This window comes from Sphingomonas sp. MMS24-J45 (assembly GCF_044881195.1).
GTDB lineage: Bacteria > Pseudomonadota > Alphaproteobacteria > Sphingomonadales > Sphingomonadaceae > Sphingomonas.
The window spans coordinates 509,453-529,432 of the sequence record NZ_CP173255.1 but is presented as its reverse complement, the minus strand read 5'-3'; the positions used below and the strand labels follow the sequence as shown (position 1 = coordinate 529,432).

Annotated in this window: 21 protein-coding genes and 1 riboswitch; of the genes, 13 read left to right on the top strand and 8 right to left on the bottom strand. The window is 65.1% G+C overall.

All coding sequences use genetic code 11. From position 1 onward, the window contains the following. Window positions 1–18: 18 nt before the first annotated feature. The 3 genes from AB5I39_RS02765 to AB5I39_RS02755 are packed head-to-tail and all read right to left on the bottom strand — an operon-like array spanning window position 19 to window position 3,143. Entirely contained in the window at window positions 19–1,599 is a 1,581-nt protein-coding gene (locus AB5I39_RS02765; protein ID WP_404370853.1) for a type II and III secretion system protein family protein, read from the bottom strand. Continuing rightward, a complete protein-coding gene (cpaB, locus tag AB5I39_RS02760) occupies window positions 1,600–2,625 on the bottom strand; it encodes a Flp pilus assembly protein CpaB (protein WP_404370851.1) in 1,026 nt (341 codons plus the stop codon). 35 nt (window positions 2,626–2,660) lie between these two features. After that, window positions 2,661–3,143: a prepilin peptidase gene (locus AB5I39_RS02755; RefSeq protein ID WP_404370848.1), complete on the bottom strand. Its 483-nt coding sequence runs from the start codon at window positions 3,141–3,143 to the stop codon at window positions 2,661–2,663. A 48-nt stretch (window positions 3,144–3,191) separates the two neighbouring features. On the opposite strand from AB5I39_RS02755, the gene AB5I39_RS02750 reads away from it, so the two are divergent. The 3 genes from AB5I39_RS02750 to AB5I39_RS02740 are packed head-to-tail and all read left to right on the top strand — an operon-like array spanning window position 3,192 to window position 5,457. Beyond that, window positions 3,192–4,139 (top strand): alpha/beta fold hydrolase, encoded by a 948-nt coding sequence (locus AB5I39_RS02750; protein WP_404370845.1) that lies wholly within the window; start codon window positions 3,192–3,194, stop codon window positions 4,137–4,139. Continuing rightward, window positions 4,139–5,233, top strand: coding sequence for an NAD(P)/FAD-dependent oxidoreductase (locus AB5I39_RS02745; RefSeq protein WP_404370843.1), 1,095 nt, complete (start codon window positions 4,139–4,141; stop codon window positions 5,231–5,233). Before AB5I39_RS02750 ends, AB5I39_RS02745 begins: the two co-directional genes overlap by 1 nt. 50 nt (window positions 5,234–5,283) lie before the next feature. After that, window positions 5,284–5,457 carry a YegP family protein gene (locus AB5I39_RS02740; protein WP_404370840.1) on the top strand — a complete coding sequence of 58 codons (174 nt, stop codon included), beginning with the start codon at window positions 5,284–5,286 and terminating at the stop codon, window positions 5,455–5,457. Here AB5I39_RS02740 and rnhA read toward each other — a convergent pair. From rnhA to ispH, 3 genes are read right to left on the bottom strand one after another with little or no spacing between them, the layout of a single operon-like run. Beyond that, a complete protein-coding gene (gene rnhA, locus AB5I39_RS02735; RefSeq protein ID WP_404370837.1) occupies window positions 5,454–5,906 on the bottom strand; it encodes a ribonuclease HI in 453 nt (150 codons plus the stop codon). The two genes, AB5I39_RS02740 and rnhA, sit on opposite strands and share 4 nt — an antisense overlap. Beyond that, window positions 5,903–6,871, bottom strand: a complete 969-nt coding sequence (thrB, locus tag AB5I39_RS02730) for a homoserine kinase (protein ID WP_404370834.1) — start codon at window positions 6,869–6,871, stop codon at window positions 5,903–5,905. Before thrB ends, rnhA begins: the two co-directional genes overlap by 4 nt. Window positions 6,872–6,874: 3 nt before the next feature. Continuing rightward, window positions 6,875–7,831 (bottom strand): 4-hydroxy-3-methylbut-2-enyl diphosphate reductase, encoded by a 957-nt coding sequence (gene ispH / locus AB5I39_RS02725; protein WP_404370831.1) that lies wholly within the window; start codon window positions 7,829–7,831, stop codon window positions 6,875–6,877. 140 nt (window positions 7,832–7,971) lie between these two features. On the opposite strand from ispH, the gene AB5I39_RS02720 reads away from it, so the two are divergent. The 7 genes from AB5I39_RS02720 (at window position 7,972) to AB5I39_RS02690 (ending at window position 14,820) form a co-directional block, all read left to right on the top strand. After that, a complete protein-coding gene (locus tag AB5I39_RS02720; protein ID WP_404370828.1) occupies window positions 7,972–8,628 on the top strand; it encodes a hypothetical protein in 657 nt (218 codons plus the stop codon). Between the two features lie 64 nt (window positions 8,629–8,692). Then, a riboswitch (glycine riboswitch) is annotated at window positions 8,693–8,784 on the top strand. A gap of 164 nt (window positions 8,785–8,948) precedes the next feature. Then, window positions 8,949–10,196 carry a glycine cleavage system aminomethyltransferase GcvT gene (gene gcvT, locus AB5I39_RS02715; RefSeq protein ID WP_404370825.1) on the top strand — a complete coding sequence of 416 codons (1,248 nt, stop codon included), beginning with the start codon at window positions 8,949–8,951 and terminating at the stop codon, window positions 10,194–10,196. Next, a complete protein-coding gene (gene gcvH, locus AB5I39_RS02710; protein ID WP_404370822.1) occupies window positions 10,193–10,564 on the top strand; it encodes a glycine cleavage system protein GcvH in 372 nt (123 codons plus the stop codon). The genes gcvT and gcvH overlap by 4 nt, the downstream gene beginning before the upstream one ends. A gap of 125 nt (window positions 10,565–10,689) precedes the next feature. Then, the gene (gene gcvPA / locus AB5I39_RS02705) at window positions 10,690–12,048 is read left to right on the top strand and encodes an aminomethyl-transferring glycine dehydrogenase subunit GcvPA (RefSeq protein WP_404370819.1); all 1,359 of its coding nucleotides are present in this window, start codon (window positions 10,690–10,692) and stop codon (window positions 12,046–12,048) included. Next, on the top strand, window positions 12,045–13,616 hold the full coding sequence (gcvPB, locus tag AB5I39_RS02700) for an aminomethyl-transferring glycine dehydrogenase subunit GcvPB (RefSeq protein WP_404370817.1): 1,572 nt from the start codon (window positions 12,045–12,047) through the stop codon (window positions 13,614–13,616). The genes gcvPA and gcvPB overlap by 4 nt, the downstream gene beginning before the upstream one ends. A gap of 63 nt (window positions 13,617–13,679) precedes the next feature. After that, window positions 13,680–14,180 (top strand): DUF1453 domain-containing protein, encoded by a 501-nt coding sequence (locus AB5I39_RS02695; protein ID WP_404370814.1) that lies wholly within the window; start codon window positions 13,680–13,682, stop codon window positions 14,178–14,180. A 16-nt stretch (window positions 14,181–14,196) separates the two neighbouring features. Then, complete coding sequence (locus tag AB5I39_RS02690) at window positions 14,197–14,820, top strand: DUF938 domain-containing protein (protein ID WP_404370811.1); 624 nt, start codon at window positions 14,197–14,199, stop codon at window positions 14,818–14,820. Here AB5I39_RS02690 and AB5I39_RS02685 read toward each other — a convergent pair. Beyond that, a complete protein-coding gene (locus tag AB5I39_RS02685) occupies window positions 14,817–15,671 on the bottom strand; it encodes a DMT family transporter (protein ID WP_404373974.1) in 855 nt (284 codons plus the stop codon). The two genes, AB5I39_RS02690 and AB5I39_RS02685, sit on opposite strands and share 4 nt — an antisense overlap. A gap of 250 nt (window positions 15,672–15,921) precedes the next feature. On the opposite strand from AB5I39_RS02685, the gene cas5 reads away from it, so the two are divergent. The 3 genes from cas5 to AB5I39_RS02670 all read left to right on the top strand — a co-directional run bounded on the left by cas5 (window position 15,922) and on the right by AB5I39_RS02670 (window position 18,790). Continuing rightward, the gene (gene cas5, locus AB5I39_RS02680; protein ID WP_404370808.1) at window positions 15,922–16,653 is read left to right on the top strand and encodes a CRISPR-associated protein Cas5; all 732 of its coding nucleotides are present in this window, start codon (window positions 15,922–15,924) and stop codon (window positions 16,651–16,653) included. Window positions 16,654–16,713: 60 nt separating this feature from the next. Beyond that, window positions 16,714–18,246, top strand: coding sequence for an aminoacyl--tRNA ligase-related protein (locus AB5I39_RS02675; RefSeq protein WP_404370806.1), 1,533 nt, complete (start codon window positions 16,714–16,716; stop codon window positions 18,244–18,246). A gap of 253 nt (window positions 18,247–18,499) precedes the next feature. Next, a complete protein-coding gene (locus AB5I39_RS02670; RefSeq protein WP_404370803.1) occupies window positions 18,500–18,790 on the top strand; it encodes an excalibur calcium-binding domain-containing protein in 291 nt (96 codons plus the stop codon). 30 nt (window positions 18,791–18,820) lie between these two features. On the opposite strand, the gene AB5I39_RS02665 is transcribed toward AB5I39_RS02670, so the two are convergent. Then, window positions 18,821–19,828, bottom strand: a complete 1,008-nt coding sequence (locus AB5I39_RS02665) for a sulfotransferase (protein WP_404373972.1) — start codon at window positions 19,826–19,828, stop codon at window positions 18,821–18,823. Window positions 19,829–19,980: the final 152 nt, after the last annotated feature.

Here is a 19,980-nt window from a genome sequence, read left to right as displayed (position 1 = left end):
GTCTAGTCCTTGCGGGGCTTAATTGAGGCTGAAACCGGGCGCGGCGGCGCTGCCCTTCTTGGGGGGCACGGCCGGGGCCGGTGCGGCCGAGATCGGTTCTTCGCGGCGCTGCGGCGTTGGCGCGGGTTCAGGCGCAGTCGGGACGACCGGTGCCGGCGACGCCGCGCCGAAGGTCGGCTGCGCCGTGCTGCGCGGGGCGAGCGACGGCTTGGGTCGGTCCCCACCGGTGGTGCCGTTGCTCAACTGGCCGAGGAACACGCGGCCGAGATCGGTCGGCGATTTCAAGCCATCGGTCGGCAGCGCGATGTCGTTCGCATTGGTCGGCTTGACGAGATACGGCGTGATCACGACGACCAGCTCGGTCTCGTTCCGCTGAAACGCGTTCGAGCGGAACAGCGCACCGAGCACGGGTACGTCGCCCAGACCGGGTGCCTTGGTGATCGAATTGTTGTGGCTGTTCGACAGCAGCCCGCCGATCATCATGCTCTGGCCGGAACCGAGTTCGACCGTCGTTTCCACCCGCCGCGTGCTGAGCGCAGGGATGGTCGTCCCGGCGATCGTTACCGCACCGTCCGACGAGAGCTGCGACACTTCCGGGCGGACGCGCATCGAAATGCGTCCATCGGCCAGCACCGTCGGGGTGTAGGAGAGGCTGACGCCATATTGCTTATACTCGACCGACACGGCGCCGAGGCCCTGACTAATCGGGATCGGGATTTCGCCGCCGGCCAGGAACGAACCGGTTTCGCCGGAAATGACGGTGATGTTCGGGTTGGCAAGCGTCGAAACCTCGCCATCGCGCTCGCCCAGATCGAGCGACGATAGCACATCGAGGCCGAAAATTTTGCCCGCCGCGCCAAGCGTCGTGCCGTTGGCAATGCCAGTCAACAAGCTGGTGCCATCGCTCGCCACGGTCCCACCGGTGAACAGCGGACCTTTCGGGGCATATTGCGTCGTCGCGCGTCCCTGCGCCACGCCGAAGTTGAACCCGCCGCTGCTGTTGAAGGTCTGCAGGTTGACGCCGATATTCTTGACGAAGCTGCGGCTGACCTCGGCAATGCGCACCTGCAGATTGACCTGCAGCGGCGTCGCCGTCCCCAAGCGCGAGAGCACCTTGGTGTTCTCGCCGACATAGGCCTGAACCAGTCGCGTGGCTTCGGCGCTGTCTTCCGGTGCCTTCACCGTGCCGGTCAGTAGAACGAGCCCGTTCATCGGAGTCGCGACAATCTTCGCGTCGGGCATCGCCATCGACAGCATCTGCTGGATCGAATCGAAATTGTTGCCGACGCGGACGGTGGCCGAATAAACCACCGCACCCGCCTTGTTCGTGACTGAGACCGTCGTTTCGCCAGCGGTCTTGCCGAAGACATAGAGCTGCGTCGGCGAACGAACTTGCACGTCCGCGATCTTGTCGTCGGCAACGAACACGTCACTCATCGGCCGGGTCAGCGTGACCAGGCGGCCGCGACCGGTGTTGACTTGCAGGACCGAGCTCGAGCTGACGGTCTGGGCCGGGGCCGCGACGGGCACGACCGCAACGCTTGTCGCCACGAGCGCGACGGCAATCGCCCCGCCGAGCGAGATGGACACGCTACGCATCTATTTCTTCCCCCCAACGGCGACTTCCGTCACCGCATTTCCTCGTGCGATATGAACCACCGGACCGGTGTTGACCGCAGCGCCCGGAAAGCCGCCGCCGCCAGCAGCAGGCGCGCCGCCCGGGCCGTTGTCCGAAGCCTTGCCGGGCACGGTGCGGCGCTGAAAGCGCGATACATCCGCACCGGTCGCCATGGTGGATGCGCCCGTCGATGGCGTGCTGGAAATGCGAGTCAGCATTGCCTTCTCGGCCTTGGGATCGTCCGGCATGCTGACGTCGCCACTGGCGATCGCCTGTTCGAGTTCGCTGCTATTGTCGGCGATCGAGCGCAGCGACAGCGACAGCGAGCCGAGCGTCTGAGCGACGGCAATCTGCTCCGCGATCTTCGGCGTCGCCTCGATCGTCACGTTCGAAAAGGTACGGACCACGGCCTTGCCGTCTTCGCCGACGCCATTGTCGGTGCGCTGGTCGGTCGCCAGGACGCGCAGGTTGCGCATGATCGTCTCGGCCGCCTTGAGTGGCGGGCCGTCGCCGCCCCCGGGCACGGTCTGCGTCAGGATCAGGTCGATTCGGTCGCCCGGGAACACGAAGCCGGCGACGCTCGTCTGCGTCTGCACGGGCACCGTCACGGCGCGCATCCCCGGCCCAAGGGCCGCGGCCAGGAACCCACGGTCGCCGGGCTTGACCAGCGAGCCATTGGTGATCGGTTGACCAGCAGTGATCGCGTTGCGCACGACGGTGCCGGCGAGCGACTTCGGATCGAAGCCGGGCTTCTTGATGAAATAGACGTTCTCGACCAGGTCCTTCGGCCACGGCTGATAGCGCAGCGAGGTGGCATCAAGGATCGTGCCCACGGGCAGCGCCTTGGTCGCGACCAGCACTTCGGGGCCCGTTACCTGCGGGGCTGCGGCCGTCGCCGCGACTGCCTGCGGTGCGGCACTGCCCACGATCAGCGAGCGCGCCATGAACGCCGTGATCGCCGCGACGATCAGCGCACCCACCAGCAATATGACCTTGCGACTATCCATTTCAGACCTTTCGGACGCGGGTGATTGAACCCGCGTTAAGCATTCACACCAAAGTGGTTAAAAAGCGGTTCACGCAAAGCGATCAGCGCGGCGATGGCGATCGCCACGCCGTACGGCACCTCGATCTGCCCGGTGCGGTGCCGGGCCGCGCGCTCGATCAGCAGCAGCATCGTGAGCGCACCACCGATCAGCGACATGACAATCAGCATCCACATCAGCGGCACCAGCGGCAGCCACAACGCCAGCGCGCCGATCATCTTGACGTCGCCCCCGCCCATCCAGCCGAACTGAAACGCGGCGACGAACATGCCGAAGACAATGAGCGCGAGGCCGATCTGCATCGCGATGTCGGGCCACAGCGCGAGGCCGGTCGCCCACCACCAGAGCGGTGCCAGGAGCGCGATGGCGGCGTTCTTCCAATTGGCGATTTCGCGTGTGCGTGCGTCCTGAATGCCTGCCGAAACGAGCACGGCCGCCAGGACGACAAGCAAAACTGCGGAAAAGGAAGGCCCACCCATGAGGGAAAAGCCTAGACGTCATGCCTTTCTAAAACGTAACCACACCAGATGGTCTCCCCGCAACTCTATCGCCGCGCTATTCCCGCGGCCGCGCGGATCACGCGCTGGACGGCACGCGACGGCTGGGCCTTGCGGCGCTTCGACTGGCCGGTGCAGCGCCGCGTGCGCGGGCGGATGCTGTTCCTGGGCGGGCGCGGGGATATCTTCGAGAAGTATCTCGAGGCCTTTGCGCACTGGCATGCGCAAGGCTGGTCGATCACCTCGTTCGATTGGCGCGGGCAGGGCGGATCGGGACGCTTGTCGCCCGATCCGCATGTCGGCCATGTCGAGGACTTCAAGCTCTACATCGACGATTTCCGAGACTTTTGGGCGCATTGGGTGACCGAGGGCCCCGGCCCGCATGTCATCCTCAGCCATTCGATGGGCGGGCACCTGGCGTTGCGGGGGCTGGTCGAGGGCGCCGCAGCGCCAGATGCGGCAGTGTTGGTCGCGCCGATGCTGGGGCTGCATAGCCCGCTCGGCTGGATGCTGGGCGAGCGGTTGACGGGCGCGCTGGCGGCGATCGGAAACCCGGCGCGTCGCGCGTGGCGCGGGAATGAAAAACCCGGCGCGACCGAGACGCGGCAAGCGCTGCTGACGCACGACCCCGAGCGCTACGCCGACGAACTTTTCTGGCAATCGTCCAAGGCCGAATTGCTGCTCGGCCCGCCGAGTTGGCGTTGGGTGGCGGAGGCATTCCGGTCGACCCGGATGCTGCGCGAGGATCCGCGCTTGAAGACGCTGTCGGTGCCAATCCTGATGTTGGTTGCCGATTGCGACAAGCTCGTCTCGCCCAAGGCGGCGTATCAGGTGGCGGCAAAGCTGCCCGATGCGCAGACCGTCCGTTTCGGGCGCGAGTTGGCGCATGAAGTGCTGCGCGAAGTGGATGCGGTGCGGGGGCGCGCGATCGGTGAAATCGACGCTTTCCTGTCCGCTCGCGCGCCCGGGAGAGCATGATGACGCGTTACGATATCGCTATTGTCGGGGCGGGCATGGCGGGCGCGAGTTTGGCGGCGGCGGTCGCGCCGCACGCATCGGTCGTGCTGCTCGAGGCGGAGGATCTGCCGGGCTATCATGCGACCGGCCGATCGGCGGCATTCTGGTCCGAAAGCTATGGCGGGCCGGGCGTGCAGCCGCTGACCACCGCATCGGGTCCAGCGCTGCGGGACGGTGGGTTTCTGGAGGACCTTGGCTCGCTCCATATCGGGCGGGCTGAAGACGAGGCGATGATCGCCGCGTTTCTCGCTGAGTTCGCGGGATCTGGCGTCGCGCTGGAGGTCGCTGACCCGCGCGACTTCATCCCTGGCCTGCGCGCAGAATGGACGCTTGGCGTCTTCGAACGGAGCAGCACATACATCGACGTGGCGGGGCTGCACGCGCGACACCTGGCCGATGCGCGGCGCGCCGGGGCGACACTGATGTTGTCCGCGCCGTTGCAGGCGGCGTCGCATGGTGATGATCGCTGGCAGATCACGACTGGCGCGGGAGCGGTTTCGGCAACGATCCTCGTCAATGCAGCAGGTGCCTGGGCGGACGAGGTCGCGCGCCGCGCCGATGTCGCGCCGATCGGCATCACCGCCTATCGCCGTACCGTCGTGCAACTGTTGACCGATCCTGCCCCGCCCGCGGCGATGCCGCATATCGCGGACATTGCGGGCAATTTCTATTTCAAGCCAGAGGCGGGCGGGCGGCTGTGGCTCAGCCCGCATGATGAGACCAAGGTCGATCCGGGTGACGTTCAGCCCGAGGAAATCGATGTCGCGACAGCGATCGACCGGTTTGAGAATGTCGTCGATTGGCGCATCACCAAGCTGGAGCGCCGTTGGGCGGGCTTGCGCAGCTTCGCGCCCGACCGGCTGCCGGTGTACGGCTTCGCGCCCGATTCGCCCGGGTTTTTCTGGTGTGCGGGGCAGGGCGGTTTCGGCATCCAGACCGCGCCCGCCGCCGCAGCCCTCGCCGCGGCGGTGCTCTTGGGTCTGGCTCCCGATGCGAGCGTCGCTGCGATCGATCCGGCACGCTACGCGCCCGGGCGTTTTCGCGCGCTGGCGTAACGCGCGCGCCAGCGCTAACCTCTCGTCACCCAACAACGCGGGAGGTTCGAATGGCACATAAATTCGTGATCGAGCAGAACAAGGCGGGCGAATATGTCGCCAAGTTCAAATACAATAGCGAAGTGATCTTCTGGACCGAAGGCTATTCCAGCAAGGCTGGCGCGAAGAATGCGATCGAGTTGGTTCTGAAGAACGGTCCCGGCGCGCCGGTCGAAGAGGCTTAACGCCGCCGCCCTGCGGCCACCGCGGCATCGCTCGCCAGCGTGTCTGCGCGTTCGTTGTCGGGGTGGCCGGCATGGCCCTTGACCCACACCCATTCGATCCGGTGCGGTTTCGCGGCAGCAAGCAGCGCTTGCCACAGGTCGGCATTCTTGACCGGCTGCTTTGCGGCGGTTTTCCAACCGTTTTTCTGCCAGCCTTTGATCCACTTGGTCAGCCCGTCCATGACGTAGCGGCTGTCGGTCGACAGAATGACGTGGCATGGGCGTTTCAGCGCGTTCAGCCCTTCGATCGCTGCGGTCAGTTCCATGCGATTGTTGGTCGTTAGCGCCTCGCCGCCCGACAGTTCCTTTTCCGTCGCGCCCGACCGGATTAGCGCGCCCCAGCCGCCGGGGCCGGGGTTGCCCTTGCAGGCGCCGTCGGTGGCGATTTCCACCTTGGTCAGTTCGGTCATGATAGCGTTTTCAACTGCGTAGCGAGGTCGGGGTCATAGACTTTGACGCGCCGCCAGAAGGCGAGCGGGTCCTTGCGCGTCACCAGCGCATCGGCGGGCGTATTGAGCCAGTCCCAGGCGCGCGACAGTGTGAAGCGGATGCACGCGCCAACCGCGAGATCGTTGAAGGCGCTGCGTTCCGCGTCGGACAAGGGAAAGCTGCGTTCGTATCCGGCGATCAGCGCATCACCGACCGCGGCATCGAAGGTCTCGCCGGTCGGATCGAACGACCAGGCGGCGTGCGTCACCGCGAGATCATAGACGCGAATGTCGGTGCAGGCGAAGTAGAAATCGATCAGACCGCCGACCGTGTCGCCGCGCATCAGCACGTTGTCCGGGAACAGATCGGCGTGGATCGTCGAGCGGGGGATGGGATCGCGTTCCCACGTTGCGGCCAGATCGGCGAGCGCGAACGTAAGGTCGTGGTGCAGGCCCGGCGCGATCGCGTCTAGATCGTTGCCGCATCGATTCAGCAGCGGTTGCCACGTCGCAAAGCCCATCGAATTGGCGCGTTCGAGCGGGAAATCGGCAAGCGCCGCGTGCATCTCCCCCAAAGCCGTACCCGCTGCCAGCGCCTGCGCCGCCGAGGGGTGGGTGACCGAAACGCCGGGCAGGAACTGGATCAGGCAGGCCGGGCGCCCCTCCAGCATCTGGATTGCGACGCCCGCGCGGTCCTTGATCGCGGGCGGGACGGGGCAGCCGCGTTCGGCGAGATGATCGAGCAGCGCCATGAAATAGGGCAGATCGTCGCCCTCGACGCGCTTCTCATACAGCGTCAGGATGAAGCGGCCCTTGGTCGTGTCGACCAGGTAATTGGTGTTCTCCACCCCCTCGGCAATGCCCTTTGCCGAGACGAGATCGCCGACATCGTAGCGCGCGAGGAAACCGGCCAGCACCTCGGCCGAGACGGGCGTGTACACGGCCATCGCTCAGGCGGCGATTTCGAGCCCGCGGGGCAGCTTGAACGCGATCGTCTCGCGCTTAGTCTCGACTTCCTGCTCGGTGATGTCGAAGCGTTCGGCGAGGCGATCGACCAGCTCGCGCACCAGCACCTCAGGCGCGGAGGCCCCTGCGGTGATGCCAAGCGTGGTCACACCGTTAAGAAAACTCCAGTCGAGTTCCTCGGCACGCTGGATCAGGCAGGCCCGCGTTCCTTCGCGCTCGGCGACTTCGACCAGCCGCACCGAATTGGACGAATTGGGTGCGCCGATCACCAGCAGCGCCTCGCACGCGTGCGCGATAGCCTTGACCGCGCTCTGGCGGTTCGAGGTGGCGTAGCAAATGTCTTCACCGCGCGGCCCCTGAATTGTCGGAAAACGGCGCTTGAGGGCGGCAACAACGTCGGCTGTGTCATCCATCGACAGGGTGGTCTGTGTGAGGAAAGCGAGGTTGTCGGGGTCAGCCGGAGCGAAGGACTCGGCGTCCTCGACCGTTTCGACCAGCGACATGGCGCCTTCGGGTACCTGGCCGAAGGTGCCGATCACCTCGGGATGGCCCATATGACCAACGAAGACGATGTGCCGTCCCGCCTCGACATGCCGCTCCGCCTCGCGATGGACCTTGGACACCAGCGGACAGGTGGCGTCGAAAAAGGCTAGGCCGCGCTCGGTCGCTTTATCGGGCACGGCCTTGGGCACGCCGTGCGCGGAGAAGACCACCGGCACGCCATCGGGCACTTCATCCAATTCCTCGACGAACACCGCGCCCTTGTCGCGCAGCATGTCCACGACGAAGCGGTTGTGGACGATTTCGTGGCGCACATAGACTGGCGCGCCGAATTTCGCGATGGCGAGTTCCACGATCTGGATCGCCCGATCGACACCGGCGCAAAAACCGCGCGGGGCGGCGATGATAAGGGCGAGGGGCGGCTTTTCAGGGGTGGGCATCACGCTGACCGCTCTACGCGATTGCTTGCGTGCGCGAAAGCCGCTTCCTATGGTGCGGCCGCGTATGCGCGATAAATCCTAAAGCCGGGTGGCTTCGTGTGCGTGATAGAGCCCTTTTGCATGACAAGGTACGTAACCCCGTGACAGTCCGGACATCGACCATCGCCGCTTCGGCATTTCTGCTGGCGGCATCTTCCCTGCTGGGTGCGTGCAAGACCACGGGCGACCTTGACGAGAGCGGCGGCATCACCGCCGTGCGCACCGCGTGCCCGACCGTGGCAATTCCGGCCTCGACCGGCGACATCACGCTGTTCGACCCGGCGACCAGCCATGACGCGAGCGCGCTCGACGTGACGGCGGTGCTGACCAAGCTGCGCTCGACCTGCACCAATTCGGGAGACGACATTCTGACGACCGTGACCTTCTCGGTCGAAGGGCGTCGCACGCGGACCGAGGGCGCACGCGACGTGACCTTGCCGTATTTCGTCACGGTCGTGCAGGGCGGCAGCGCCGTCATCGCCAAGCGGATCGGGCGTGCAACGCTGCATTTCGAGCCTGGCCAGGCGCGTGCCAGCGTGCAGGGCACCGGCAGCGCTACCGTATCGCGCGCTGCCGCGACGCTGTCGCCCGAAGTACGCAAGGTACTGACCGAAAAGCGCAAGGCGGGCGATCAGGAAGCGGCGGTCGATCCGCTCTCGCGCCCCGAAATCCGCGCTGCTGTGCTGCGTTCCACCTTCGAGGCGCTGGTCGGTTTCCAGCTGACCGCCGACCAGCTGAAATATAACGCTACGCGCTAATGCGGCGTTGACTCGCTTGCTGCACCGCGTCAAACCTCCGGGCGTCGATGCGGGGCAACTCGCATAGGCACGCGCGGGAGAGTGTTCCGGGGAACCGGAACCGCCGAAGGAGCAACCGCCCCGGAATCTCTCAGGCTACCGGACCGCGCGGGCTAACGACACTCTGGAAAGCGCACCCGCTCGCTGAGCGGGGGCCACCGAAGGGGTAAGCCGAGTGCGCTCGGTCAAAGCTCTCAGGTTCCCGTGACAGAGGGGGCGGCGATGCAGGCACGTGAAGAGCGTGATGCCGCGCCGTGAACCTCACCACGGAAGGCCTTTGCATGAGCGACACCGAAATTCTTAATGCAGAAGCCGACGAAATCGCGATCGAGAGGTTGCCGCTCGACGCGTGGCACCGCGCGCGCGGTGGGCGGATGGTCGAATTCGCCGGCTATCATATGCCTGTCCAATACGAAGGCATCATGGCCGAGCATCTGTGGGTGCGCGAATCGGCTGGGCTTTTCGACGTCAGCCATATGGGGCAATTGGTGTTTCGCGCCGAGGGCCGGGTCGATGTCGTCGCCGCGCTCGAGGCGTTGCTTCCCGCCGATATTGCCGGGCTGGGCGAGGGCAAGCAGCGCTATTCGCTGCTGCTCGCCGAAAATGGCGGCATTCTCGACGATTTGATGGTGACGCGCCTGCCGCTGGTGCATCCGTTTGCCGCGCTCGAAGAGGAAGGCGTCACGGAGCCGACGGGCTGGTCGCCGCTCGATGGCGACACGCCCGATCTCGACAGCCCGCAATTCTATATGGTCGTTAACGGCGCGACCAAGATCGACGACATCGCGCATCTGCTCGAATTCCTGCCCGACGGGATCGCGATCAACCATCTGGAAGATCAGGCCTTGCTCGCGTTGCAAGGGCCGAAGGCGATCGATGCGATGGCGCGGCTGGTGCCGGGCGTGGCCGGTTTGGTGTTTATGACCGCAGGTGCGTTCGAGTGGAACGGCGTGCCGCTGTGGATCAGCCGGTCGGGCTATACCGGCGAGGATGGTTTCGAGATTTCGGTCGCGGCCGAGCATGTCGAAGCGCTTGCCGATGCGCTGACTGCGCAGCCGGAGGTGAAGCCGATCGGCCTTGGCGCGCGCGATTCGCTGCGGCTTGAGGCGGGCTTGCCGCTGTACGGTCACGATCTTGACCCCGAGACGACGCCGGTACAGGCCGATCTCGGCTTCGCTCTGTCGAAGCGCCGCCGCGAGGCGGGCGACTTCATGGGCGCGACGCCGATTCTGGCCGAACGCGCTGCGGGTGCCGAGCGTAAGCGCGTCGGTTTGCTGATCGAGGGCCGCCAGCCGGTGCGCGAGGGCGCTGGCGTCGTCGATGCGGCCGGTGTCGAGATCGGTCGCGTCACTAGCGGCGGCTTCGCGCCGAGCGTCGGTGCCGCGATCGCCATGGCGTATGTGCCGACCGCGCTCGCCACGCCTGGTACCACAATCCAGCTTTCGCAGCGCGGCAAGGTCCACAGCGCGACCGTCACCGCGATGCCGTTCATCCCCCACCGTTACGTCCGTGCAGGAGGCGCACAATGAGCCGTTATTTCACCGAAGATCATGAATGGGTCGATGTCGATGGTGACATCGGCATCGTTGGCATTTCCGAATATGCGCAGGAGCAGCTTGGCGACATCGTGTTCGTCGACGTGCCCGAAGAAGGCAAGGAACTGGCCAAGGGCGACGAAGCCGCCGTGGTCGAATTGGTCAAGGCTGCGTCGGACGTCTATTCGCCGGTGTCGGGCACCGTGATCGAGGCCAATGCGTCGCTCGGCGACACGCCTGGGCTGGTCAATGAAGATCCCGAGGGCGACGGCTGGTTCTACAAGCTGACGCTGTCCGATCCGGACGAGCTCAACGAGCTGATGGACGAGATCGCGTACCAGGCGTTCGTCGCGAAGCTTTAGCGTTCTTGCTCCCCTCCCGCTTGCGGGAGGGGTTGGGGGAGGGGCTGTTTCGAAAACCGGCTACCGACCCTTCAACATTCCCTCCCCCAGCCCCTCCCGCAAGCGGGAGGGCGGAGATTTTCGAAATGCGCTACCTACCCCTGACCCAGCCCGACCGCGACGCCATGCTTGGCGTGATCGGTGTCGCCACGATCGACGACCTGTTCATCGATGTGCCGGAGACCGCGCGGCTCGACGGCCCGATCCATGATTTGCCGATGCACGCCAGCGAAATGGCGGTCGAACGCCATATGACCAAGCTCGCACGGCAGAATTTGACGGCAGGGGAGGCACCCTTCTTCCTCGGCTGCGGCGCGTACAAGCATCACGTGCCGGCCTCGGTCGATCATCTGATCCAGCGCGGCGAGTTCTTGACCGCCTACACGCCGTATCAGCCGGAGATCGCGCAAGGGACCCTGCAGATGCTGTTCGAGTTCCAGACGCAAGTCGCGCGGCTGCTCGGCACCGATGTGGCGAATGCGTCGATGTACGACGGCTCGACCGCTTGCTGGGAAGCGATCGGCATGGCGCGGCGCATCACCAAGCGCGGCAAGGCGATCCTGTCCTCGGGCCTGCACCCGCATTACGTCTCGGTCGCCAAGACGATGGCGAAGTTTACCGGGGATGCGCTGCAAACTTCGGTCCCGACGCTTGGGCCCGACACCGATCTCGACGCGCTGATTGCCGCGATCGACAAGGATACGTCGTGCGTCGTGGTGCAATATCCCGACATTCTCGGCCGCATCGCGGACCTCAAGCCGCTGGCCGATGCCTGCCACGCGCAAAAGGCGTTGCTGATCGCGGTGGTGACCGAGCCGGTCGCTTTGGGTGCGATCAAATCCCCGGGCGAGATGGATGCCGATATCGTGGTGGGCGAGGGGCAATCGCTCGGCGTCGGGCTGCAATTCGGCGGGCCGTATGTTGGCCTGTTCGGCTGCAAGGAGAAGTATGTCCGCCAGATGCCGGGGCGCCTGTGCGGCGAGACGCTCGACGCCGATGGCCGCCGCGGCTTCGTGCTCACGCTAAGCACGCGCGAGCAGCATATCCGGCGCGAGAAGGCGACGTCGAACATCTGCACCAACTCGGGGCTGTGTGCGCTCGCCTTCTCGATCCACATGACGTTGCTGGGTGAGGCGGGGTTGCGCAAGCTTGCGGCGGTCAACCATGCCGGTGCGGTTGCGGCGGCGGAGCGGCTGGCGCAGGTGCCCGGCGTCGAGCTGGTCACGACGAGTTTCTTCAACGAATTCACGCTGAAACTGTCGCAGGAAGCACGGCCCGTCGTGCGCACCTTGGCCGACCGCGGCATTCTCGCCGGCGTGTCGCTCGGGCGGCTGTATCCGGGCGAGGATGCTCTCGCCAACGGCCTCGTCGTGGCGGTCACCGAAACCACCTCGGCGGAGGATGTCGAAACCCTTGCCACCGCGCTTCAGGAGATTCTGGCATGAGCATCAATGCAAGCGGATGGCGCCCCGAAGCGCCGATTTCGGGTGGTAAGGCTGCTCCGACGACGACCGGCAACAAGGCGTTGATGCTGGAGGAAGCGCTGATCTTCGAGATTGGCGACTCGAGCACCACCGGCGTCGATATCGCCGAGCCAGTCGCGGCAAACGCCCGGTTGGGCGCGCTCGCCCGCACCGCGCCGATCGGCTTGCCCGGTCTCTCCGAGCCCGAGACGGTGCGCCATTACACCCGCCTGTCGCGCCAGAATTACGGGATCGACCTGGGCTTCTTCCCGCTCGGTTCCTGCACGATGAAGCATAACCCCCGTCTCAACGAAAAGATGGCGCGGTTGCCGGGCTTTGCCGACATCCACCCGTTGCAGCCGGTCGACACGGTGCAGGGTGCGCTCGGCGTCATCAACGAACTGGCGGTGTGGCTGATCAAGCTGACCGGGATGCACGGCGTCGCGATGAGCCCGAAGGCGGGCGCGCATGGCGAATTGTGCGGGATGTTGTGCATCAAGGCAGCGCTCGATGCGCGCGGTGAGGGGCATCGCAAGGTCGTGCTCGTGCCCGAAAGCGCGCACGGCACTAACCCGGCGACGGCGGCGTTCGCGGGCTTCACCGTCGAGGATATCCCCGCGACCGCGGAAGGCCGCGTCGATCTGGCGGCGCTGACGGCACGGCTCGGGCCGGATGTGGCGGCGGTGATGATCACCAACCCCAACACCTGCGGCCTGTTCGAACGCGACATGAAGGCGATCTCGGACGCGGTCCATGCGGCGGGCGGCTATGTCTATTGCGACGGCGCAAACTTCAACGCGATCGTCGGGCGCGTGCGGCCGGGTGACCTCGGCGTCGACGCGATGCACATCAACTTGCACAAGACCTTCTCGACTCCGCACGGCGGTGGCGGGCCGGGGTCGGGTCCGGTGGTGCTTTCCGAGGCGCTGTCGCCGTTCGGCCCGCTGCCGTTCACCGCGCGGATGGCCGACGGGCATATCGCGCTGGTCGAAGAGGAAACGGCTGGAGACGAGCATCCGCACACGTTCGGGCGGATGACCGCGTTCCACGGCCAGATGGGCATGTTCACCCGCGCGCTGACCTATATCCTCAGCCACGGTGCGGACGGTTTGCGGCAGGTGTCGGAAGACGCGGTGCTTAACGCGAACTACATCCTGCGCTCGCTCGAGGGCACGCTCGATGCGCCATTCGCGCACTCCGGGCCGTGCATGCACGAGGCGTTGTTCTCCGACGACAATCTCGCCGAGGGCTTCTCGACGATCGACGTGGCGAAGGGGCTGATCGACGAGGGCTTCCACCCGATGACCATGTACTTCCCGTTGGTGGTGCATGGCGCGATGCTGATCGAACCGACCGAGACCGAATTGAAGGCGGCGCTCGACCAGTTCATCGTCGCGCTGCGCTCGGTGGCCGAGCGCGCCAAGGCGGGCGATGTCAGCCTGAAATCCGCGCCACACTTCGCACCGCGCAGCCGCCTCGACGAGACGCTGGCGGCGCGCAAGCCGGTGCTGGTCTGGAAAGACCCGGAACTGGCGCAAGCCGCCGAATGATCCTCGCTTGATCCCCGGTGTCGCAGCACGATACAGCGGCACCGGGATCAGGGGGAGATGACCATGCACGCACAAGTCGCGCAGCCGCACGGATGGATGCAGGTCCTCTTTCCGCTGGCGATTTTCTGCGTCGTCATGGCGATCCGCGCACCGCGGCTGATGCGGTTGCGGCCGCTCAACCCCGATCGGCTGTGGATGATCCCGGCGCTCTATTGCGGCATCGTCGCGTCGATCTTCGTGCAGCGCCCGCCGACGCTGCTCGGCTGGGGCGTCGCCGCGCTCGGGCTCGTGATCGGTGCGGCGCTCGGGTGGCAGCGCGGCAAGACGATGCGGATCGAGCGCGACCCGGCAACGGGGCAGTTGATGCAGAAGGGATCTATCTGGGCGATCGTGTTCATCGCCATCCTGTTCGCGCTCAAGACGATTTCGCAGGCCGAGGGTGGGGCGATGCACCTCGACATCAATCTGTTGATCGACGGCTTGGCGGCGCTGTCGCTCGGCGTGTTCAGCGCGCAGCGGCTCGAGATGTACCTGCGCGCGACGCGGTTGCTGAAGGCCGCGTGAGCGGGCGCGGCTGAGCGTGGTCGATCCGGCGCCCTGGATCGCGAGCGAGGCGGCGGGCCTGCGCAAACATGCCCCCGCGACGCTGCGCAATCGGATGGTGATTGCGGACGTTTTGCGCGAGGCGCTGCCGCGCTCCGGGACCGTGCTGGAGATCGCCAGTGGATCGGGCGAACACGCGGCCTATTTCGCGGGTGAGCTTCCGGCGCTGGAGTGGCAGCCGAGCGACCCAGATCCGTCCGCGCTGCTTTCAATCGCCGCGTGGTGCGAGGGGAGCGCCAATGTCGCGCCGCCGATAGCGCTCGATGCCGCCGCGCCGGAGTGGCCGATCGCCCGCGCGGATGCGGTGCTGTGCATCAACATGGTGCATATCAGCCCGTGGGATGCGACGCTCGGCTTGATGGCGGGGGCGGCGCGGGTGCTCGATGCCGGCGCGCTGCTGATGCTCTACGGCCCGTTCCTGCAGGACGGCCTGCCGACCGCGCCAAGCAATCTCGCGTTCGACGAATCGCTGCGTTCGCGCGATCCAGCTTGGGGAATTCGCTCGGTCGAAGCGGTGGCGGATGCGGCGCAGGGTTTTGCGCTTGAGCGGACGTTCGAGATGCCCGCCAACAACCTGATGCTGCTGTTCCGCCGCGCCTAGGCCATCACCGCCTGAGTCGTTTCGGTCTGGCGGCGGACATGTTCGCGCCAGACGATATACAGCCCGCTGCCGACGATGATCGGCGCACCGATCCAGGTCGCGGGGCCGGGCAGGGTGTCGAACACCAGCCAGCCGAACAGCGTCGCCCAGATCAACGAGGAATAATCCATCGGCACGACTACGGAAACCGGGCCAAGCCCGAGCGCCGAGGTCATCGCGAGCTGCGCCGCGCCGCCGAGCAGGCCGACGCCGATCAGGAACGACCAGGTCTCGGCCGGATGCGCTTTCGCCACAAAGATATAGATCAGCCCGAGCGGCACCACCGACAGTGTCGAGAACCAGAAGACCGTGGTCATCGCCGCCTCGGTCTTGCCGATCTGCCGCAGCAGGATCGACACGCCAGCGGTGAGGAAAGCGGCGATCAGCCCGGTCACCGAGCCCCAGATCGGAAAGCCCCCGCCGCCCGGCTGCGCAACGATCACCACCCCGGCGAACCCGACCAGCACGGCAAGCCAGCGATGCCATCCGGTTGGCTCGCCCAGCACCAGCGCGCCCAAAATCGTGGCAAAGATCGGCATGGTGAAGCCGATCGTCGTCGCCTCGGCGAGCGGCAGCGCCAGGATCGTCATGAAGGTGAAGGCCATCGCGGTCAGGCCCAGCGCCGCGCGCAGCAGATGCGCTGGCATCCGCGTCGTCGCGACCGAGCGCCAGCCCGGGCCCGCCAGCACGATGCCGCCGACCAGCACCGCCGCGCCGAATTGCCGCCAGAACAGGATCTCGCCCAGCGCCGCGCCGTGCCCCTCGGCCAATTTGATGCAGGTGTTCATGCCGGCAAACAGGCCGACCGACATCAGGCGCAGTCCCACCGCTGCGAGAATACGATCGGGCGACTCGGAAGGTGAATGAACAGCCAAGCCCAAGCAAATGCCGTCGCGCGAGGCTAGACGCAATCCCGACCGCGAGGCCGCACCTCTTCAACGCCGGCGGCATCGCTCCGGCGCGCGATGCGGCGACGGTGCCGGGCGCGCTGCGCTCCCCGATCCTCGGGAGGCGATATGAATTTCCACTTTGACGGTACGAACCAGAACGACGCGAAGGTCCATGAGGAAAGTCCTCTCAGCTTTGGTGCCCAATGCGGCACCAGAAAAGCATATCGCGCGATTCATCCTACCGCGCTCGCGGCTGCATCCGTTTTGGATTTTTCAGACGTGTCAAAATCTGCAATATGTGCTACGAACATATAGTGAACTAATAGAAAACGGAGTAGAAACTCTGCAGCTCGATGTTATTGTTAGCGGCGAACTAGCGTGCTTCCGCCGACCTGAATTTTCGGCTGATCTCGTTACTTACGACGTCATCTCCCCCCCGGTCGCGGCACGTGTCCTCGATATAGTATTCAGCGACCCACAGTATCGCTGGGATGTTGAGCGAGTCATCGTTTTACGGCCGATCGTGCACCGGTGGATTGATTTGCGCCAATATGGCGGCAAGACGCACAGGGTCCTTGCGTTGAAGGATGTCTCCTATCGCTTGTCCGCCAGACTTCGCCATCAGGTGACCGGCGAACCCGTTGCAAACGAGTCGCTTAGGTCACGATTGGTTAGCTCTAGCGAGCGTCAGGTGCATCTCGGGCTTAAGGAGTTGGCGGGTACGTTGCGCGTGGTCGCCGACGAGCATCGTGCCGCGCCGGCCTGTCCGGGCACGCACGATTTGGGATGGATGCTATTAAACCTGCGCTACGGAGCCAATCTCAAGCCGCGCTACTTTCGGGCAATTATGCGGGATGGCGTAATCGATCTCGCTGCGCTTTCGAGTGATTCGATCGCGAGCTGACTCACGCTCAATGCAGCTTTTGCTGGCGTCCGCCGATGTCGTCGGGCTATCCGCTCGGCCATGATCAAACGCGCACTCCCCGTCACTCGTGAAGCCGACTTCTCGGCCTGGTATCAATCCGTCATTTCGGAGGCCGATCTGGCCGAGGAATCAGGCGTGCGCGGCTGCATGGTGATCCGGCCGTGGGGGTACGGGATCTGGGAGCGAATCCAGCGCCTGCTCGACGATCGTATCAAGGCGACGGGGCATGAGAATTGCTATTTTCCGCTCTTCATCCCGCTTTCCTATTTCGAGAAGGAGGCGGATCACGTCGAGGGCTTCGCCAAGGAAATGGCGGTCGTCACCCATCACCGGCTGGTGAGCGATGGCAAGGGTGGGCTGGTGCCCGATCCGGCCGCGAAGCTGGAGGAGCCGCTCGTCGTGCGGCCGACCTCCGAGACGGTGATCGGCGCGGCCTTCGCGCGCTGGGTGCAATCGTGGCGTGATCTGCCGGTGCTGATCAACCAATGGGCTAACGTGGTGCGTTGGGAGATGCGCACGCGCATGTTCCTGCGCACGTCCGAGTTCCTGTGGCAGGAAGGGCATACCGCCCACGCGACTCCCGAAGAAGCGCGGGACGAGACGCTCAAGATGCTGGAGGTCTATCGCAGCTTCGCCGAGGATTGCCTCGCTCTGCCGGTGGTGGCAGGAGAAAAGCCGGAGAATGAGCGCTTCCCCGGCGCAGTCGCGACCTACAGCATCGAGGCGATGATGCAGGACGGAAAAGCGCTGCAGGCGGGGACCAGCCACTTCCTGGGCACCAATTTCGCGCAGGCACAGGACATCAAGTTCCAGAATTCGGAAGGGGTGTTCGAATTTGCGAACACGACCAGCTGGGGCGTGTCGACGCGGATGATCGGCGGCGTCATCATGGTGCATGGCGATGACGACGGCCTGCGCGTGCCGCCGGTGATCGCGCCGTGGCAAGTGGTGATCGTGCCGATGCTCCGCGACAACCCCGAGGATGCCGAGATCGTCGCGTATTGCAAAAGCCTGCAGGCGGAGCTGGCGGCACAGTCGGCGCTTGGGGAGCCGGTGCGGGCGCTGCTCGACCTCAAATTCGGGAAGGCCGCGACCAAGCGGTGGAGCTGGGTCAAGAAAGGCGCGCCGATCGTGATCGAGGTCGGCGGGCGCGACGTGGCAGGCGGGAACGTGTCCGTGATCCGGCGCGACCGGCTGTACCGTGAGGATGGCAAGCTCGACAGCGCGGTTATCGCCCGCGGAGATTTCGTATCGACCGTTTCCGCGATGCTCGGGGACATTCAAACTTCGCTCCACACCGAGGCGCGGACGCGGTTGAACGCGAACATCACGCCGGCCATCGACTTCGCGACGGTCGAGCGGCACTTTGCCGAGGGGGTGAAGAACCCCGGCTGGCTCGAAGTGCAATGGGCGAAACCGACCGGCGCGGCGTTGGACAAAGTGGTCGAGCGGCTGAAGGCACTGAAGCTGACGCTGCGCAACGCGCCGATCGAGCAGGCTGCCGTGGATGGCCCGTGCGTCTTTACCGGCGATCCGGCGGTGGAGCGCGTACTGGTCGGGCGGAGTTATTAGTCCATCGGAGCGCGCGTAAAGTCACACCAAAGTCACGCCATCGGCGCTACGATGCCGGTCTCGACTCCCCCGGAAAGTCGTGCCTGAAAAAGGCCTGTGATCGGACGTTTCAAAGAGGCCCCCACGCCGCCAGTACGATGCCGATAGCCAGCCTATCATCGGTCGCTGTTTGTAGGACAGCGCGTTAACTGCGCGGCGACACGGGTTCTTTACCGTGCGGACGTAATGTGCCGAGATGAATATGCTCGATCGAATGTCGGCTAAGTCCATTTTGTTCGGCGCGGGCGCGCTGGGCGTGGTGCTGGGTATCGGGAGTGTCGTGACGTCGCCGCAAGGGCGTGCTGCCGTTGCGACCAAAGCGAGCACCGTGGCGGTCGCGACCGGCTTGAAACGCGCGCGTAAACCCCAGCCGGGCGATGATTGGGGCGGCTGTAATGCGGCACGCGCAGCAGGAACGGCGCCGATCTATCGTGGTGAGCCCGGTTACCGCGCCGATATGGATGGCGATAACGACGGCATCGCGTGCGAGCCCGATCGACTCTAACCCCATCCGTTCCGGCGGGGCGGGCGAATGCTAGACCGCTATCGAGTGTTCCGTAGCGCGGTCGGTGACGGTGGCGGCGAGCGGGTGACCGAGCCAGTCGGTACCGACGAGTTCCTGATAGAGCGGCTCGCAGATTTGCCGTAGCTCGGCTTCGTCGCGGGCCGTCACGCGATTGCGCCATTCGCCGACCATCGCCGCCGCATTGCGCACCAGATGCTCGACCTTTCCTTCCGGCGGGATAACGACCTCGCCGCCCGTTGCGTGCGTAACCGCATCGCGCATCTTGGGTGAATAGGCAATGCCAAGCGCTTGCGTTACGCGCGCCATCTCCCCGTGCGGATCGGCGCAGAAATCCTCGTGCGACAGGAGCACCGCCGAGTCCGGAAAGCGCCGCCGCGTTTCGAGCGCATGCCGATTGACGACCCTCCATAGCAGCCCGGCCTGTGCGGCCTGCGTCGTGGCCATGGCGCGCTCCTCGCGGGAGCAGGAACCCTGCGCGACCAGATCATCCAGCCAGACCGCCGCATCCCATTGCACCCGCTGCAGCGAGGCGAGAAACGCGCCGGGGTGACGGACGGTGAACAGCACCCGAAAATCATGCCGCTCGATCAAATATTGCGCGGACAGTGAAAGATATGGGCATTTGATGACGATCCGGCGCGGCCGACGGAGCCGCGCCGCGACATATTCGCGCAGCATCGGCGTACCTTTGAGCCAGCGTGCCAGGTTCGGGGTTTCGTCGCTGCGGGTTTGCCACTTGGTATTCTGGCCGGCAATGTAATCGTCGATAACCTGACGCCAGGGGCTGCCCGGGCGGTCGGCGGACGCATACCAGCGATCCACGCAGGCGATTCCGCTGAGCGGGCTGAACGGTTCGAAAAGTTGAGCAGTGCGCGGGTCGGCGCTCAATAAATCGCCCAGCAAAGTCGTTCCACTGCGATGCGTGCCGCATACCGCGATACGGCGGTCAGCAACCAGACCGCCGGCTCCAGTAGCAGCGGATACGAATCGATCGAATTGGGCGGACTGCAACAACATCATATGAGGCATACTCATCCTTTGGGATGATGTCACCTCAATCGTTTTAATATAATGTATCAGGACCGTAACGGACCGATTGATCCGGTAAACCGTGCGTTAAATACATTATAGTCATTGCTGGCTAAAATGTTTCGTTATCGTAACGTAAA

Coding starts and splice junctions, on each gene's coding strand:
- AB5I39_RS02765 (WP_404370853.1), bottom strand. CDS start 1,599: ATGCGTAGCGTGTCCATCTCGCTCGGCGGGGCGATTGCCGTCGCGCTC.
- cpaB (WP_404370851.1), bottom strand. CDS start 2,625: ATGGATAGTCGCAAGGTCATATTGCTGGTGGGTGCGCTGATCGTCGCG.
- AB5I39_RS02755 (WP_404370848.1), bottom strand. CDS start 3,143: ATGGGTGGGCCTTCCTTTTCCGCAGTTTTGCTTGTCGTCCTGGCGGCC.
- AB5I39_RS02750 (WP_404370845.1), top strand. CDS start 3,192: ATGGTCTCCCCGCAACTCTATCGCCGCGCTATTCCCGCGGCCGCGCGG.
- AB5I39_RS02745 (WP_404370843.1), top strand. CDS start 4,139: ATGACGCGTTACGATATCGCTATTGTCGGGGCGGGCATGGCGGGCGCG.
- AB5I39_RS02740 (WP_404370840.1), top strand. CDS start 5,284: ATGGCACATAAATTCGTGATCGAGCAGAACAAGGCGGGCGAATATGTC.
- rnhA (WP_404370837.1), bottom strand. CDS start 5,906: ATGACCGAACTGACCAAGGTGGAAATCGCCACCGACGGCGCCTGCAAG.
- thrB (WP_404370834.1), bottom strand. CDS start 6,871: ATGGCCGTGTACACGCCCGTCTCGGCCGAGGTGCTGGCCGGTTTCCTC.
- ispH (WP_404370831.1), bottom strand. CDS start 7,831: ATGCCCACCCCTGAAAAGCCGCCCCTCGCCCTTATCATCGCCGCCCCG.
- gcvT (WP_404370825.1), top strand. CDS start 8,949: ATGAGCGACACCGAAATTCTTAATGCAGAAGCCGACGAAATCGCGATC.
- gcvH (WP_404370822.1), top strand. CDS start 10,193: ATGAGCCGTTATTTCACCGAAGATCATGAATGGGTCGATGTCGATGGT.
- gcvPA (WP_404370819.1), top strand. CDS start 10,690: ATGCGCTACCTACCCCTGACCCAGCCCGACCGCGACGCCATGCTTGGC.
- gcvPB (WP_404370817.1), top strand. CDS start 12,045: ATGAGCATCAATGCAAGCGGATGGCGCCCCGAAGCGCCGATTTCGGGT.
- AB5I39_RS02695 (WP_404370814.1), top strand. CDS start 13,680: ATGCACGCACAAGTCGCGCAGCCGCACGGATGGATGCAGGTCCTCTTT.
- AB5I39_RS02685 (WP_404373974.1), bottom strand. CDS start 15,671: ATGTCGGTCGGCCTGTTTGCCGGCATGAACACCTGCATCAAATTGGCC.
- cas5 (WP_404370808.1), top strand. CDS start 15,922: ATGAGGAAAGTCCTCTCAGCTTTGGTGCCCAATGCGGCACCAGAAAAG.
- AB5I39_RS02675 (WP_404370806.1), top strand. CDS start 16,714: ATGATCAAACGCGCACTCCCCGTCACTCGTGAAGCCGACTTCTCGGCC.
- AB5I39_RS02670 (WP_404370803.1), top strand. CDS start 18,500: ATGTCGGCTAAGTCCATTTTGTTCGGCGCGGGCGCGCTGGGCGTGGTG.
- AB5I39_RS02665 (WP_404373972.1), bottom strand. CDS start 19,828: ATGTTGTTGCAGTCCGCCCAATTCGATCGATTCGTATCCGCTGCTACT.